The following is an 18,452-nucleotide window of genomic DNA, read 5'->3' as shown; positions in this document are numbered from 1 at the left end:
CAATATAAAGGATTATGTCGTCTCACTACGAAGCACCCATTAGAAAACCTTTAGTTATAGGTGATAAATCTTATCACGATGTAACTGTAGATGTGGCAGCGCCTGTTGAAGGACCTGCAAATAAACAATGGTGGATTGTATTTTCAATCGCATTAACAGCCTTCCTTTGGGGATTAGGTTGTATAATTTACACCGTATCTACCGGTATTGGAACATGGGGATTAAATAAAACAGTTGGTTGGGCTTGGGATATTACGAACTTCGTTTGGTGGGTTGGTATTGGTCACGCCGGAACATTAATTTCTGCAGTACTATTACTTTTTCGTCAACGTTGGAGAATGGCTATTAACCGTTCTGCGGAAGCGATGACTATCTTCTCGGTAGTTCAAGCAGGTTTATTCCCAATTATTCACATGGGTCGTCCATGGTTAGCATACTGGGTATTACCTATTCCAAACCAATTTGGATCTCTATGGGTAAACTTTAACTCGCCTTTACTTTGGGACGTATTTGCAATTTCTACGTATCTTTCAGTATCATTAGTTTTCTGGTGGACTGGTTTATTACCTGACTTCGCAATGCTTCGTGATAGAGCTATTACACCATTCAACAAGAGAGTTTATTCTATCTTAAGTTTTGGATGGAGCGGAAGAGCAAAAGACTGGCAACGTTTTGAAGAAGTATCTTTAGTATTGGCTGGTTTAGCAACTCCTCTTGTACTTTCTGTACACACAATTGTATCTATGGACTTTGCTACTTCTGTAATTCCTGGATGGCATACAACAATTTTCCCTCCATACTTCGTTGCTGGAGCGGTTTTCTCTGGATTCGCGATGGTAAATACATTGTTGATTGTTATGAGAAAAGTTTCTAATCTTGAAGCATACATTACTTTACAGCATATCGAGTTGATGAACATCATTATCATGATTACTGGATCTATTGTTGGTGTTGCATACATCACTGAGTTATTCGTAGCTTGGTATTCAGGAGTAGAGTATGAGCAATATGCATTCTTAAACAGAGCTACTGGACCCTACTGGTGGGCATATTGGTCGATGATGACTTGTAACGTTTTCTCTCCGCAGTTTATGTGGTTCAAGAAACTTAGAACAAGTATCATGTTCTCATTTATTATTTCGATTGTAGTAAACATCGGAATGTGGTTTGAAAGATTTGTAATCATTGTTACTTCTTTACATAGAGATTATCTTCCATCTTCATGGACAATGTTCTCACCAACATTTGTTGATATTGGAATTTTCATTGGAACAATTGGTTTCTTCTTCGTATTGTTTTTATTATACTCTAGAACATTCCCTGTAATTGCTCAGGCAGAGGTTAAAACAATTTTGAAAGGAACAGGAGATAATTACATAAGAGAAAGAGCAAATAGTAAAGATTCACATCATGAGTAATAAAGTAATATACGCCATTTATAATGACGATGATATTTTGATGGATGCAGTAAAGAAAACTAGAGCTGCTCACCATCATATTGAAGAGGTTTTTACTCCATTTCCTGTTCACGGATTGGATAAAGCCATGGGCTTAGCGCCAACAAGATTAGCAATCTGTTCTTTCTTATACGGATGTGTTGGTATTTCTGTTGCCACTACAATGATGGGTTATATCATGATTCATGACTGGCCTCAAGATATTGGTGGAAAACCAAGTTTTAGTTTCATTCAAAATATGCCATCTTTTGTGCCGATTATGTTTGAGATGACAGTATTTTTTGCTGCCCACTTAATGGTAATCACTTTTTATATGAGAAGTAGATTGTGGCCATTTAAAGAAGCTGAAAATCCTGATGTAAGAACAACAGATGATCACTTCTTAATGGAAGTAGCAGTAAATGATAACGAAGCAGAATTAGTTTCTTTCTTTGAAGGAACTGGAGCTGTTGAAGTTAAAGTAATTGAAAAGAATTAATTGTAGCTATGAAAAGGATATATAAAATAACACTTTTAGTTGGTATAACTATTTTAGTTTCATCTTGCCACAATAATTCGGCACCGAACTATCAGTATTTCCCAAATATGTATGAGTCTGTTGCTTACGAGCCATATTCAGAAGCAAAAATATTTAAGGGAGAAAAAGAAGGACAGCTTCCTGTTGCAGGAACTATTAATAGAGGTTTTGAACCTTATGAATATGAAAATTCGACTGCTGGTTATGAATTAGCTAAAGCTAATTTAAAATCACCTTTAACTGAAGAAGAAAGAAATTCAGGTAAAGGAAAAGAGCTTTTCGAAATTTATTGTATCAGTTGCCATGGTGCTGCTGGTAACGGTAAAGGTAAATTGGTTGAAAGAGAGAAATTTCTTGGGGTACCTAGCTATAAAGACAGGGTAATCACTGAAGGAAGTGTATTCCATGTTGAGACTTATGGTTTAAATGCAATGGGTTCACACGCAAATCAATTAAGTGCCCACGAACGTTGGTTAGTTGCTGACTATGTTCTAAAACTAAAAAGCCAATTATAATTGTTGAACAAACTGATCGTAATAGATATGTATACATTTTCAAGTAAATTAAAAACTTTTTCTATCATCTTAATGGTCCTTGGCCTATTAGGTATTGGGTATGGTTTTTTAAGTGCACCTAAAGATATTCAAGAAGTTGAAAAAATACTAGCTGCGGATGCTCACGGTTCGCATGGGGCTGCACATGAAGAGGCTGCTGAGGCTTCTCATAAAGATGCTGCGCATCATGAAGCTGCTGAAGCTTCACATGAATCACACAAAGGTGGTGAGCATGAAAAAGTTGGAGCAGCAGATGAACATACTGAACACTTAACGCATGTATTGCACCAATTGCAAAATAAGCCATGGTCTGCATTATATGTTGCTTGTATTTTCTTTTTACTGCTTTCTATGGGAGTTTTAGCGTTTTACGCTATTCAACAAGTTTCTCAAGCAGGTTGGTCTCCAGTTTTATTCAGAGTTATGCAGGGTATTACTGCTTACTTGCCAGCAGGTTCAATCATTTTCTTTATTATATTAGTTTTATGCGGATTGCATTTTAATCATATTTTTGTATGGCTTGGTGAAGGAGTTACAGAGAAAGCTAGTCCAAATTATGATGCAATCATTGCTGGAAAATCTGGATATTTAAATTTCCCATTTTGGATTGGTAGAGCATTTGTCTTTTTATTAGGATGGAACATTTACCGTTATGTTTCAAGAAAGAACTGTTTAGCGCAAGAAGAGGCAAATGATGATCTTTACTACAAAAAGAATTTCAAAGCTTCTGCTGGATTCCTAGTTTTCTTCATTGTTTCTGAATCTATCATGTCTTGGGACTGGATTATGTCATTTGATCCACACTGGTTCAGTACATTGTTTGGATGGTATGTATTTGCTTCTTTCTTTGTAAGTGGTATTACAGCAATTGCTTTGGTAACAGTATATTTAAAATCAAAAGGATATTTAGAGTATGTAAATACAAGCCATATTCACGATTTAGCTAAATTCATGTTTGGTATTAGTGTTTTCTGGACTTATTTATGGTTCTCTCAATTTATGTTAATCTGGTATGCTAACATTCCAGAGGAGGTTACTTATTTCGTAACAAGAATTCAATTATATAACTTGCCATTCTTTGGTGCTGTAGTTATGAACTTTGTTTTCCCATTATTGATATTAATCAATACAGACTTCAAACGTCTTAATTGGGTTATTGTAATGGCGGGTATTGTTATCTTATTAGGTCACTATGTAGATTTCTTTAATATGATTATGCCTGGTACAGTTGGAGACAAATGGTTTATTGGTGTTCCTGAAATTGCATCTATTCTTTTCTTCTTAGGTTTATTTATTTTTGTTGTATTCACTGCATTAACTAAAGCTCCTTTGTTAGCAAAAAGAAATCCTTTCATCGAAGAAAGTAAACATTTTCATTATTAATATTTAAAGAAGTAAACAGATGACAAGTTTGTTGGTAATTATAGTTGTAGTTTTATTAGCAGTTGCATTGTGGCAATTGACGAAGATATTTGACCTTACTCAGGCAGGTACTTCTTCGGACGATTCTCAGGTTGCATCAGATAATGATAATAATGTTCAAGGATATATTATGTTTGGCTTTTTAGCTTTCATTTATATATTTACGATTTATGGTTTACTGAAATGGGGTAATTTAGCACTTCATACTCCTGCTTCTGAGCACGGACTTTTAGTAGATAACTTAATGAATATTACTTGGGTTTTGATTTTTACAGTTCAAGTTATTACTCAAGGTTTATTATATTGGTTTTCTTTTAAAAATAGAGGACACAAAGACAGAAAAGCTTTGTTTTTTGCGGATAGCAATAAATTAGAAGCAATTTGGAGTATCATTCCATCTGTAGTTTTGGCTTGTTTAATTCTTTATGGATTATATGCTTGGAACAACATTATGTTCGTTGACAAAGATGAAGATGTAATTGAAATTGAATTGTATGCTCAACAGTTTAAATGGACTGCAAGATATGGTGGTGCTGATAATACATTAGGAAAAGCAAACGTTAGATTAATCGAGGGTATTAATACATTAGGTGTTGATATGTCTGATAAGAATTCTCAAGATGATATCGTAGTTACTGAATTGCATATTCCTAAAGGAAAAAAAGTTCACTTTAAAATGCGTTCTCAAGACGTATTGCACTCAGCTTACATGCCTCATTTTAGAGCACAAATGAACTGTGTTCCTGGTATGGTTACTGAATTCGCTTTTGTTCCAACATATACAACTGCTGAATACAGAGAGTTGGATTTTATGAAAGAGAAAGTTGCAAAAATCAACAAACTTAGAGCTGAAAAAAGTGTTGAGTTAGTTGCTAAAGGCGGAACAGCTTTAGATCCTTATACTTTTGATTTTTTATTATTATGTAATAAAATTTGTGGAGCTTCTCACTATAACATGCAAATGAAAGTGGTTGTTGATACTCCTGAGGATTATAAAAAATGGTTAAGTGAAAAAACTACTTTAGCTCAAGATATTGCTGCAGCAAAAGCGGCTGAGAAACCAGCTGAAGGAGCTGCTCCAACTACAGATACTACTGCAAAAGTTCAAGATACTGTGAAAGCGGTTATTGATACTGTAAAGGCAGCTGTAGCTAAAGTTGCGATGAAATAATATTATTTAGAAAATTTAAAGTACACATATATGTCAGCAGAAGCGCACGGTCACGATCACGGACACGATCACGAGCACGAACATCATCATAAAGACACGTTCATTACTAAATATATTTTTAGTATTGATCACAAAATGATTGCTAAGCAATACTTGATTACAGGTATTATTATGGGAATCATTGGTATCGTAATGTCTTTGCTTTTCAGAATGCAATTGGCTTGGCCAGAGGAGTCTTTCAAAATTTTTAATGTTTTATTAGGCGATAAATTTGCACCGAATGGTGTAATGGCAAATGATATTTATCTTGCATTAGTTACGATTCATGGTACTATAATGGTATTCTTTGTATTGACAGCAGGTTTAAGTGGTACTTTTAGTAACTTACTTATTCCGCTTCAAATTGGAGCAAGAGATATGGCTTCTGGATTCATGAATATGATTTCATACTGGTTGTTTTTCTTGTCTGCTGTAGTAATGGTATGTTCTTTATTTGTTGAAGCTGGACCAGCTTCTGCAGGTTGGACAATTTATCCTCCATTAAGTGCATTGCCACAAGCAATTCCTGGTTCAGGAACTGGTATGACTTTATGGTTAGTTTCAATGGCAATCTTTATCGCATCTTCTTTAATGGGATCTTTAAATTACATTGTAACTGTAATCAATTTAAGAACAAAAGGTATGTCTATGACTAGACTTCCTCTTACAATCTGGACGTTCTTTGTAACAGCTATTATCGGTGTTATTTCATTCCCAGTATTGTTATCTGCAGCATTATTATTGATTTTTGATAGAAGTTTTGGTACTTCATTCTTCTTATCTGATATTTATATTGCTGGTGAAGTTTTACACTACCAAGGTGGTTCTCCTGTATTGTTCGAGCACTTATTCTGGTTCTTAGGACACCCTGAGGTTTACATCGTAATTTTACCTGCAATGGGTCTTGTATCTGAAATTATGGCTACAAATTCTCGTAAACCAATCTTTGGTTACAGAGCGATGATTATGTCAGTTCTTGCAATTGCATTCTTATCTACTATTGTTTGGGGTCACCACATGTTTATTTCGGGTATGAATCCTTTCTTAGGATCTGTATTTACTTTTACAACTTTATTGATTGCGATTCCATCTGCTGTAAAAGCATTTAACTGGATTACAACTTTATGGAAAGGTAACTTACAATTTAACCCTGCAATGTTATTTTCTATTGGAATGGTTTCTACTTTCATCACTGGAGGTTTAACTGGAATCATTTTAGGAGATAGTACTTTAGATATTAACGTTCACGATACTTACTTCGTAATTGCTCACTTTCACTTAGTAATGGGTATCTCTGCACTTTATGGAATGTTTGCTGGTATTTACCACTGGTTCCCTAAAATGTACGGAAGAATGTTGAATAAAAACTTAGGTTATATTCACTTCTGGGTAACTGCAGTTTGTGCTTATGGAGTATTCTTCCCAATGCACTTTATTGGATTAGCTGGTTTACCAAGACGTTACTATACAAATACAAACTTCCCATTATTTGATGATTTACAAAATGTGAATGTTTTAATTACAACATTTGCTCTTGTAGGAGGTGCGTTCCAATTAGTATTCTTATACAATTTCTTCAGCAGTATTTTCTACGGTAAGAAAGCAGTTCAAAACCCATGGAGATCTACAACTTTAGAGTGGACAACTCCAGTTGAGCACATGCACGGTAACTGGCCAGGAGAAATTCCTCATGTATATCGTTGGCCGTATGACTATAGTAACCCAAATCATGATGTAGATTTTGTTCCTCAAAATGTACCAATGAAAGAAGGTGAAGAAGTTTTACATCACTAAAAATATTTTAAAGGCTATCAGAAATGATAGCCTTTTTTGTTTAGTTAAAGTTTTAAACCTTCAGTTTTACTATTTTACAAACTGATTACTTTCTATATCTTTGTAGGATGAATGAAAATCTAGATCCTACAACTAAAGGATATAACTCAGAAGAATTAGATCTTGAAAAAAGATTGCGTCCACTGTCATTTGATGATTTTGCCGGACAAGATCAGGTTTTGGAAAATTTAAAAGTTTTTGTTGCCGCTGCTAACCAGCGCGGTGAAGCACTTGATCATGCTCTTTTTCATGGGCCTCCGGGTCTTGGAAAAACCACTTTGGCAAACATATTAGCCAATGAATTGCAAGTAGGAATTAAAATTACTTCTGGACCTGTTTTAGATAAACCTGGTGATTTAGCCGGATTGCTTACTAATTTGGATGAACGTGATGTTTTGTTCATTGATGAAATTCATAGATTAAGTCCAGTTGTTGAGGAATATTTATATTCAGCAATGGAGGATTTCAAAATCGATATTATGATTGAGTCTGGCCCAAATGCGCGTACGGTTCAGATTAATTTAAATCCGTTTACACTTATTGGCGCTACTACACGTTCTGGATTATTAACGGCTCCAATGCGAGCGCGTTTTGGAATTTCGTCTCGTTTGCAATATTACACCACAGAACTTTTAACAACAATTGTAGAAAGAAGTGCTTCCATATTAAAAACACCAATAGATCTGGAAGCCGCTATAGAAATTGCAGGCAGAAGCCGAGGAACGCCTCGTATAGCAAACGCTTTGTTAAGACGAGTTCGTGATTTTGCTCAGATAAAAGGAAATGGAAGGATTGATCTTGAAATTTCGCGTTATGCTTTGAAAGCACTAAATGTCGATGCCCATGGTTTAGATGAAATGGATAATAAAATCTTATTGACTATTATTAATAAATTCAAAGGTGGACCTGTGGGACTTTCTACTTTAGCAACTGCTGTTTCTGAAAGCAGTGAAACTATTGAAGAGGTCTACGAACCGTTTTTAATTCAGGAAGGATTTATTATGCGTACTCCTCGCGGAAGAGAAGTTACAGAGAAAGCCTATAAACATTTGGGAAAAGTTAATATAAATATTCAAGGCGGATTATTTTAAAGACACGTTATGAGGCATTACTTTTTATTTCTATTATTTGCTTGTTGCTGCTCTTTTGGCCAGACAAGTTATTTTCCACATCTTGCTTATGGAAAATCGTCGCAACAAATTTTGGATTTATATGTTCCTAATGGAAATTTAAAAGATGTTCCAGTTGTTATTCTTCTTCATGGAGGATCGTGGTCAATGGGCGGACTTGAATACACGAATAAACATGCTCAGGATATTGCTAATAAAGGTTTTGTTGTCGCTAATGTAGATTATCGTTATGTAAATGATACAATTTCAGCTAAAGATTTATTGGCGGATATAGACGCAGCTGTTACTTATGTTTCGAAAACTTCTAGTAAATATGGATATGCTAAAAAAGGATTCCATATTGTTGGAATTAGCGCTGGTGCTCATTTAGCATTGTTATATGGTTACACCAAGAAGAACATGAAATCTATTACAGCTTTGTGCGCACCTTCTAGATTAGACTCTCCCGAAATGATAGCACTTAGAAAAAATAACGGTCGCCTTGATATTATCGAAAAATTGGCGGGAACCAAAATTAATCCAAATGGAAATAATGCTGCATTAACGAAAATAAGTCCGTTTAGTAATATTTCAAATATACCAACATTGCTAATTCATGGTAATGCTGATAATGTGGTTAATGTTAGTCAATCGCAAAATCTTTATAATGAATTAAAAAAGAAAGGTGTAGAAACAAAATTGATTATTAGAGAAGGCAAAGGGCATGATGCTGGAATGAATACACCTGAGACTGAAATTGAGAATATAAAAGATATTACAGATTGGATTCTGCAGCACAATAAATAAAACTTCATAAAAAAATAAGCACCATATTTAAGGCGGTTTGTTTAAATTTTATTCAAAATGTCTGAAAACATAAACTATAATTACCCAAATAAGTTATCGATATTAAGATTCTTTTTAGATTCAGAAGGAGTCAGAAGAAATCCTATACCGTTTCATAAAAGATATTTTGACAAATTAGGAGATTCATTTTCTTTGAAAATTGGATTTTCTAAACATTTGATTTTATCTCGAGATAATGAAATTGTTCAGTACATTTTAGTTAAAAATCAAAAAAATTATCACAAGTCAAAGTTTCAGTCGGTTTATCTTTCTAAATATTTGGGGAAAGGGCTTTTGACTAGCGATGAGGATTTTTGGCTAAAGCAAAGAAGACTTATTCAACCTGCATTTCATAAACAGAAAATGAACATGCTTGTTGAGAATATGAATAAAACAATTAGTGCTGAAATTGATAATTTGAAAGAAAATGAAGTTGTCAATGCTTTTCCAGCGATGAGCCAATTAGCATTTAACGTGGTTGCAAAATCATTATTTGAGTTTTCTATTTCAGAGGAAAAATTACATCGCATCAAATTTATAATAGAAGAAGTTCAAAAATTTTTAGTCAAAGAAATTAGGCTCCCTCATAAAGCTTGGTGGTTTTCATTGAGCGGTCAAGTCAATAAACATTTAAAGTTGGCTCAAGAAAATAATCAAATCATTCAGGAAATTATTGAAGAGCGAAATGTTTCAAATGAAGATTTTAATGATTTGCTCAACATGCTAATGGAAACTCGTTATGAAGATACCGGAGAGAGTATGTCTATGCAGCAATTAATAGATGAAATTAAAGTATTATTTATAGCGGGACACGAAACAACAGCAAATGCTTTAACGTTTACACTTCATTTTTTAGGGAAATATCCTGAGGTGCAACAAAAGGTTTTTGATGAGATTACCGAAATCGAATCACAAACGGACAATATTATCGAACAGCTTCAAAAGATGGTATATATAAATGCCGTTTTGAATGAATCCATGCGATTATACCCTCCGGCTTGGATAACAGATAGACAAAATGTTGAAGATGATTTTGTGGGTTCATATAAAATTAAAAAAGGAACTTTGATTGGGGTTTCGTTTTATGAATTGCATAGAAATCCGAAGTATTGGCAAAATCCAGATGCGTTTATTCCTGAACGATTTCTGGGTGAGCAGAAGAAAGAATCAATGCAATATTTTTATCCGTTTGGAGCAGGACCAAGAATGTGTATTGGAGCAGGATTTGCTATTTACGAAATGTGCTTAGCGATTTCGCAAATTGTAAAACGTTATGTTGTAAAATCAAATACAGATAAAGTCGAATTTAATCCGTTAGTGACTTTAAAACCCGTTAATATTGAAGTTTCATTTTCTAAAAGATGAGCATTAATTCGAAAGAAATATATTCAAAATTCATAAAAGACGAAGCCAAGAGGCTCGGTTTTCTGTCATGCGGTATTTCGAAAGCTGGATTTTTGGAAGAAGAAGCACCTCGTCTGGAAAAATGGTTAAACAATAATCATAATGGTCAGATGGCATATATGGAAAACCATTTTGACAAACGCCTCGATCCTACCTTACTTGTTGATGATGCAAAAAGTGTAGTTTCACTTCTTTTGAACTATTTTCCATCGGAATCCCAAAATCCGGATAGTTTTAAAATCTCGAAGTATGCTTACGGTCAAGATTATCATTTTGTTATTAAGGAAAAGTTGAAGGAACTTCTTCATTCGATAGAAGAAAATATAGGAGCAGTTTCTGGTCGCGCTTTTGTCGACTCAGCTCCGGTTTTAGATAAGGCCTGGGCAGCAAAAAGTGGCTTGGGCTGGATTGGAAAAAACAGCAATTTAATTACCCAAAAAGTAGGCTCTTTTTATTTTATCGCTGAACTTATATTAGATCTCGATTTAGAATATGATCATAAAGTAACAGATCATTGCGGTTCATGCACTGCTTGTATTGATGCTTGTCCCACACAAGCAATTCTTGCTCCTTATATCGTAGATGGTAGTAAATGTATATCTTATTTTACGATTGAATTAAAAGAAAATATTCCCAATGAGATGAAAGGGAAATTTGATGAATGGATGTTTGGTTGTGATACTTGCCAAGATGTTTGCCCTTGGAACCGATTTTCTAAACCTCATTCAGAACCTCTATTTAATCCAAATCCTGATTTGCTTTCTTTCTCAAAAAAGGATTGGACAGAAATTACAGAGGAGACTTTTCGTTCCGTTTTTAAAAACTCCCCAATTAAAAGAACCAAGTTTGAGGGACTAAAGCGGAATATTAAATTCTTGAAATAGAGCTACATAAAAAAACATGAATCTTAATGTACTCTTAATGTTTTCTTAAAATCACAAACAATTGAAAATCAATAAGTTATTTATTTTTTAAAAAACTCTTTTGTAAGATAAATTTGCATTTTTATTGCTAATTTTGTGTTTTATTGTTTTTTATGTAATAAATTAAGAAATTTCTTCGGTTTTATTGATAAATCATTATATTTTTTGAAAGAATTGCGCTAAGTTACCTTGATGAATAGTGTAGTTCAACGTCTTTCTGTGTAGTTTATCGAGTAATGTAGCTAGTATTGAGGTGTTTATATATTTTCGCGACTCCAAATCTACTATCTAATCCAAAAGACAACCAGTACGTCTTGAACCTTAAAATATTATGGTCCAATTACTTCGTTATTACTTTTATGATTTTGAAAAATCTTTTTTCAAATTTCAAAAATCCATTCGTTTAGTTTTTTCGTATTTGCTCTATAATCTGAAAATCAGTTTTTGGTTTTCGGAGTCATTCATTTTATTTTCTAAAACTAATACCCAGTCTGTCTATGCATAACTCTACTTTTAATCGGTCTAGATTTTCTAGGCTAAACTTTTTTATTGCATTTTTATTACTGATTAGTTTCAGTGCTTCGGCCCAGTTCTATACAAAACATTATATAGCACCGGCGCCATGGCAGTATTTTAGTAAATCAAATGAAATTGTTATTGCGACAAATTCAGAAACACCAGTTAGTATTAAATTGTACAGAAGTAACGGTGTTTTAGAAACAACGTTGAGTGCAGTAAAAGGAGCTCCGGCAATTTATAGATTTCAGCTTTTAGCGAAAGATCTTCCTATGCACGCACTGAATACAGTTATTTCAGGTGCGGGACTCATTGTTGAAAGTGCAGGGCCTACATCGGTAAATATGCGAAATGTTGCTTCTGATGATAATTCGGGAGATAATAATGATGCCTACTTGAAAGGTAATGCTGCGTTGACCAGTTTTGGTGACGCAGGACTTGGAGTTCGTTTTAGAGTGGGCTACTATAGGGATGGAACTCTTGGAAGTTTTAGTACTTTTGGAGACCAACGCCCTATTTACAGTATTATGGCTACTGTAAATAATACATCTGTTAAAATCAATAATGCTATTGTAACTACTTTGAACGCTGGTCAAAGTTATTTATTTAAGGCAGCAATTGGAACTTTAGTAGAATCATCTAGTCCAGCTGTTATGAATACAGCGGCAGCGATCGATATGCCCGATGGTTGTGGGGATAGTGCTTATAATCAAATTCCACCAGAATCGGTTTTGGGAACAGAATACTTCATCGAAAGAGGAAAAGGAAATAACAAAGCAGAGCAAACCACAGTTGTTGCAACAAAAGATGACACGCACTTAGTAATCAATACTTATTCGACTTCTGGTGCTGTTGTAGGAACTACAAATGTTACATTAGCAACAGCAGGAAGTTTTCATACTTTCAATAATGGATCTTTAGATACCCCATTTTCAGCATCACGCGTTGCTGCAGATAAGAGAGTTGTTGTTTATTCAGGAACTGCACAATCATGTGAGGTTGATATCTCAACAATTGCTCCGGTATCAGAATGTGGTGGATCAAATTTCATAGAAACGGCTAAATTTAGAAATTATGGAACAGGTACATTGCCATATTTTGGGTACATTCTTTTAAGAAGCCAGAATGATCCTGTAATGGTTAATGGAACCAATATTGAAACACGAAGTGGTATTGCCGCGCGACACCAATTAGGAAACACAGGTTGGTATGTTATTAACTTTGAAGACACGCAAATTGGAAGCCCAGACGTTCTGTCTATCTCATGTGATACTAAAATGACAGTGTCAATTGTACAGCAAGGAGGAGGATTTTCAATGGCAGGATTTTTCTCGAATTTCGCTGCTCAGCCTGATGAACCAACTTTAACTTATATTTCTGGTGGTGGATGTACCAACAATACAGCAGAACTTACAACTCCGCCTAACTTTGATCCATACCAATGGTATTTTAACGGAACAGCAATTAGTGGAGCAAATTCATCTACTTATACGGCTACTAAAACAGGTAACTATACGGTAGCTTCTACTTTAGCTTGTGGGGTACAAACTCAATCAAAACCAGTTAATGTTATTTTATGTACCGATTTAGGAATTACCAAGACAGTTGATAATCCAACTCCTTGTATAGGTACTAATGTAGAATTTACGGTTAAGGTTAGTAATTTAGGAGGAAACAATGTTTCGGGAGTTTCTGTTAATGATTTGCTTCCTTCAGGTTATACTTATGTAAGTTCAACACCTTCTGTTGGAGTTTATGATTCTTCAACTGGTACTTGGAGTATTGGCGATGTAGATGCTCAAACATCTGTTACACTAAAAATTACAGCGACTGTAAAATCGTCTGGAAATTATACGAATACAGCGACATTGCCAGCTTCAATAGATACAAACACTGCAAATAATTCGGCTAGTGCCGCAGTAAATCCAAATCCTGTGGTTACTCTCGTAACTAATGCTTTTACTGCTTGTGTCTCAGGTGATTTAACAGCGGCTTCAGTTACAGCAGGAAGTAGTAATAATTTAACTTTTTCATATTGGACAAATTCGGCTGCTACATCGGCAGTGGCCAATCCGACATCTGTGTCAGGCGGAACTTATTATATAAAAGCAGTTTCAGCAGAAGGATGTTCAGCTGTAAAGTCTGTTGTCGTGACAGTAAATACTGCACCAGGAACACCTACTATTACTTCAAGAACTAGTGGTGCTACTATAAATAATGGTTCAATTAGTTGTTTTGGAGGAAGTAGTGTCACGTTAAGAGCAACTAGTAGCAGTGGGTATTTATGGTCAACAGGTGAAACTACACGTGATATTGTGGTTACTACAGATGGAACTTATTCAGTTAAAGTTTTGAATAGTTCAAATTGTATAAGTGTTAGTTCTTCTCCTGTTATGGTTACACTTGCTCCAGCACCAGTGGCTTCTAACCAAACATTTTGCTCTTCTGAGAATAAAAAAATTGGAGATTTGGTGGCCACGGGGAGTTATATAAAATGGTATAGTGCAAGTAGTGGTGGAACGGCTCTTTCTAGTACTCAAAGTTTACCGACTACAGCTGGAAATTATAATTATTATGCGACACAGACATTAGCAAATAATTGTGAAAGTCCGAGAACATCCGCAATTGTAATTACAATAAATAATACATCATCTGCACCAACGGCTTCGGCTCAAACATTTTGTAGTGCAGATAATAAAAAGATAAGTGATTTATCTCCATCAGGACCAACTATAAAATGGTATGATACAAATACTTCAACATCAGCCTTAGCGGGAACTACGACTTTAACTTCAAAAACATATTATGTAAGTCAAACTGCAAATAGTTGTGGTGAAAGTGCTAGAACTGCGGTACTCGTAACAATAAATAATATTCCGTCTGCGCCAACAGCATCATCTCAGACTTTTTGTGGAACAGATTCGAAAACAGTAAATGATTTAATTGCAACTGGTACAAATTTAAAATGGTATAACCAATTAACAGGAGGAACACTTTATAATGGTACTGAAACTTTAGCATCAGGAAGTTATTATGTGAGTCAGAGTAATAGCTGTGGTGAGAGTACAAGGACCTCGGTAAACGTTACAGTAAATAATACAGCAGCACCTACCGCATCAGCTCAATCATTTTGCTTGCCAGATGCTAAAAAAGTGAGTAATTTAGTTGCTACTGGAACAAGTTTAAAATGGTATAACGCAAGTACTGGAGGTACACAATATACAGGAAATGAGACTTTATCATCAAACAATTATTATGTTTCTCAAACATTAAATGGTTGTGAGAGTCCAAGAACTTTGGTTGTTGTTACAGTAACAAATGCAACTGCACCAACGGCTTCATCTTTGACATTCTGTTCTGCAGATGGCAAAAAAGTGAGTGATTTAACCGTTACTTCAGGTACAAATTTAAAATGGTATACTGCAAGTACAGGAGGAACACAATATACAGGAAATGAGATTTTATCTTCAAATAATTATTATGTAAGCCAAACAATTAATAATTGCGAAAGTACAAGAACGTTAGTTTCAGTTACAGTAAATCCGACGCCAGCGACTCCAACAATTAATGCAGGAGGATCCACAACATTTTGTACAGGAGGGAATGTAGTTTTGACTTCAACTAGCGGTATTGGTTATTTATGGTCAAATGGTGCAACAACACAATCTATTACAGTTTCTAATTCTGGGAATTATAGCGTCCAAGTTACAAATGCTTCAGGATGTTATAGTGCATCTTCGACACCAGTGACGGTAACTGTAAATAACATCCCTACTGCTCCTTCAGCTTCGTCTCAAACATTTTGCATTGTTGATGGAAAAAAAGTAAGTGATTTAGTTGCGACAGGAAGTAATTTAAAATGGTATGATGCCTCTTCCAATGGGACCTTATATATTGGAACAGAGACTTTAGTTGATGGCATTTACTATGTAAGCCAAACAACAAATGGTTGTGAGAGTAGCAGAACGGCAGTAAATGTTACAGTAACTCCGAAGCCGGCGAAAGTAATCACGACTGCTGCGATCTGTTCCGGTGATACATACAACTGGTCGGTGAACTCAACGAATTATACCGCGACAGGAACTTATACGGTATCCAACAACGGATGCACGGCGGACCAGGAGCTTCAGCTGACGGTTACTCCGAAGCCGGCGAAAATCATCACGACGGCGACGATCTGTTCTGGCGATACATACAACTGGCCGGTGAATTCTGCGAATTATACAGCGACAGGAACTTATACGGTGTCCAACAACGGATGCACGGCGGACCAGGAGCTTCAGCTGACGGTGACTCCGAAGCCGGCGAAAGTAATAACGACCGCTACGATCTGTTCCGGCGATACATACAACTGGTCGGTGAATTCTGTGAATTATACAGCGACAGGAACTTATACGGTGTCCAACAATGGATGCACGGCGGACCAGGAGCTTCAGTTGACGGTGACTCCGAAGCCGGCGAAAGTAATAACGACCGCTACGATCTGTTCTGGGGATACTTACAACTGGTCGGTGAATTCTGCGAATTATACCGCGACAGGAACTTATACGGTGTCCAACAACGGATGCACGGCGGATCAGGAACTGCAGTTGACGGTTACTCCGAAGCCGGCGAAAGTAATAACGACCGCTACGATCTGTTCCGGGGATACATATAATTGGTCGGTGAATTCTGTGAATTATACCGCGACAGGAACTTATACGGTGTCCAACAACGGATGCACGGCGGATCAGGAGCTTCAGCTGACTGTGACTCCGAAGCCGGCGAAAGTAATAACGACGGCGACGATCTGCTCTGGGGATACTTATAACTGGCCTGCCAACTCGACTAATTATACCGCGACAGGAACTTATACGGTATCCAACAACGGATGCACGGCAGACCAGGAGCTTCAGCTGACGGTTACTCCTAAGCCTGCGAAAGTAATAACGACCGCTGCGATCTGTTCTGGCGATACATATAATTGGCCGGCAAACTCGACTAATTATACCGCGACAGGAACTTATATGGTGGCCAACAACGGATGCACGGCGGATCAGGAGCTTCAGCTGACGGTGACTCCGAAGCCGGCGAAAGTAATAACGACCGCTGCGATCTGTTCCGGCGATACATACAACTGGTCGGTGAATTCTGCGAATTATACCGCGACAGGAACTTATACTGTGTCGAACAACGGATGCACTGCGGATCAGGAGCTTCAGCTGACGGTTACTCCGAAGCCGGCGAAAATCATCACGACTGCTGCGATCTGTTCCGGGGATACATACAACTGGTCGGTGAATTCTGCGAATTATACAGCGACAGGAACGTATACGGTATCCAACAACGGCTGCACGGCGGATCAGGAGCTTCAGCTGACTGTGACTCCGAAGCCGGCGAAAGTAATAACGACGGCGACGATCTGCTCTGGGGATACTTATAACTGGCCTGCCAACTCGACTAATTATACCGCGACAGGAACGTATACGGTGTCCAACAACGGATGCACGGCGGATCAGGAGCTTCAGTTGACGGTGACTCCGAAGCCAGCAAAAATCATCACGACGGCGACGATCTGTTCTGGGGATACTTATAACTGGCCGGCAAACTCGACTAATTATACAGCGACAGGAACTTATACGGTGTCCAACAACGGATGCACGGCGGACCAGGAGCTTCAGCTGACGGTTACTCCGAAGCCGGCGAAAATCATCACGACGGCGACGATCTGTTCTGGGGATACATACAACTGGCCGGTGAATTCTGCGAATTATACAGCAACAGGAACGTATACTGTGTCCAACAACGGATGCACTGCGGATCAGGAGCTTCAGCTGACGGTTACTCCGAAGCCGGCGAAAGTAATAACGACCGCTACGATCTGTTCTGGGGATACATACAACTGGTCGGTGAATTCTGCGAATTATACCGCGACAGGAACGTATACGGTGGCCAACAACGGCTGCACTGCGGATCAGGAGCTTCAGTTGACGGTGACTCCGAAGCCTGCGAAAATCATCACGACGGCGACGATCTGTTCTGGGGATACATACAACTGGTCAGTCAACTCGACTAATTATACCGCGACAGGAACTTATACGGTGTCGAACAACGGATGCACGGCGGATCAGGAGCTTCAGTTGACGGTGACTCCGAAGCCGGCAAAAATCATCACGACGGCGACGATCTGTTCTGGGGATACTTATAACTGGTCGGTGAATTCTGTGAATTATACAGCGACAGGAACTTATACGGTGTCCAACAACGGATGCACGGCGGACCAGGAGCTTCAGTTGACGGTGACTCCGAAGCCAACAAAAATCATCACGACGGCGACGATCTGTTCTGGGGATACTTACAACTGGTCGGTGAATTCTGCGAATTATACAGCAACAGGAACTTATACGGTGTCGAACAACGGATGCACGGCGGATCAGGAGCTTCAGTTGACTGTGACTCCGAAGCCGGCGAAAATCATCACTACGGCGACGATCTGTTCCGGGGATACATACAACTGGTCGGTGAATTCTACCAATTATACAGCAACAGGAACTTATACGGTGTCCAACAACGGATGCACGGCGGACCAGGAGCTTCAGCTGACGGTGACTCCGAAGCCGGCGAAAGTAATAACGACGGCGACGATCTGCTCTGGAGATACATACAACTGGCAGGTCAACTC

Annotated in this window: 11 protein-coding genes; all 11 read left to right on the top strand. The window is 37.3% G+C overall.

Annotated features, from left to right (window positions below):
- Window positions 1-14: 14 nt before the first annotated feature.
- On the top strand, window positions 15-1,418 hold the full coding sequence (nrfD, locus tag AAYQ19_RS09045) for an NrfD/PsrC family molybdoenzyme membrane anchor subunit (protein WP_035645274.1): 1,404 nt from the start codon (window positions 15-17) through the stop codon (window positions 1,416-1,418).
- Window positions 1,411-1,935, top strand: a complete 525-nt coding sequence (locus AAYQ19_RS09040; RefSeq protein WP_026728591.1) for a DUF3341 domain-containing protein — start codon at window positions 1,411-1,413, stop codon at window positions 1,933-1,935. The genes nrfD and AAYQ19_RS09040 overlap by 8 nt, the downstream gene beginning before the upstream one ends.
- Before the next feature lie 8 nt (window positions 1,936-1,943).
- Window positions 1,944-2,489 carry a c-type cytochrome gene (locus AAYQ19_RS09035; RefSeq protein ID WP_343535912.1) on the top strand — a complete coding sequence of 182 codons (546 nt, stop codon included), beginning with the start codon at window positions 1,944-1,946 and terminating at the stop codon, window positions 2,487-2,489.
- 27 nt (window positions 2,490-2,516) lie between these two features.
- A complete protein-coding gene (locus AAYQ19_RS09030; RefSeq protein WP_343535911.1) occupies window positions 2,517-3,911 on the top strand; it encodes a quinol:cytochrome C oxidoreductase in 1,395 nt (464 codons plus the stop codon).
- A 19-nt stretch (window positions 3,912-3,930) separates the two neighbouring features.
- Window positions 3,931-5,121 (top strand): cytochrome c oxidase subunit II, encoded by a 1,191-nt coding sequence (locus AAYQ19_RS09025; protein WP_343535910.1) that lies wholly within the window; start codon window positions 3,931-3,933, stop codon window positions 5,119-5,121.
- 30 nt (window positions 5,122-5,151) lie between these two features.
- Window positions 5,152-6,954, top strand: coding sequence for a cytochrome c oxidase subunit I (locus tag AAYQ19_RS09020; protein ID WP_320569891.1), 1,803 nt, complete (start codon window positions 5,152-5,154; stop codon window positions 6,952-6,954).
- 107 nt (window positions 6,955-7,061) lie between these two features.
- Complete coding sequence (gene ruvB / locus AAYQ19_RS09015; RefSeq protein WP_343535909.1) at window positions 7,062-8,084, top strand: Holliday junction branch migration DNA helicase RuvB; 1,023 nt, start codon at window positions 7,062-7,064, stop codon at window positions 8,082-8,084.
- Between the two features lie 9 nt (window positions 8,085-8,093).
- Complete coding sequence (locus tag AAYQ19_RS09010) at window positions 8,094-8,909, top strand: alpha/beta hydrolase family protein (RefSeq protein ID WP_343535908.1); 816 nt, start codon at window positions 8,094-8,096, stop codon at window positions 8,907-8,909.
- Between the two features lie 57 nt (window positions 8,910-8,966).
- A complete protein-coding gene (locus AAYQ19_RS09005) occupies window positions 8,967-10,313 on the top strand; it encodes a cytochrome P450 (RefSeq protein ID WP_343535907.1) in 1,347 nt (448 codons plus the stop codon).
- The gene (queG, locus tag AAYQ19_RS09000) at window positions 10,310-11,236 is read left to right on the top strand and encodes a tRNA epoxyqueuosine(34) reductase QueG (RefSeq protein ID WP_343535906.1); all 927 of its coding nucleotides are present in this window, start codon (window positions 10,310-10,312) and stop codon (window positions 11,234-11,236) included. Before AAYQ19_RS09005 ends, queG begins: the two co-directional genes overlap by 4 nt.
- A gap of 536 nt (window positions 11,237-11,772) precedes the next feature.
- Window positions 11,773-18,452, top strand: a 6,680-nt coding sequence (locus AAYQ19_RS08995) for an Ig-like domain-containing protein (protein WP_445709689.1), incomplete at its 3' end; no start/stop codon positions are given.

The sequence above is a fragment of the Flavobacterium mesophilum genome (assembly GCF_039581405.1).
GTDB lineage: Bacteria > Bacteroidota > Bacteroidia > Flavobacteriales > Flavobacteriaceae > Flavobacterium.
Note: the sequence above shows the minus strand (reverse complement) of the source record. Positions and strands in the feature narration are given on the sequence as shown.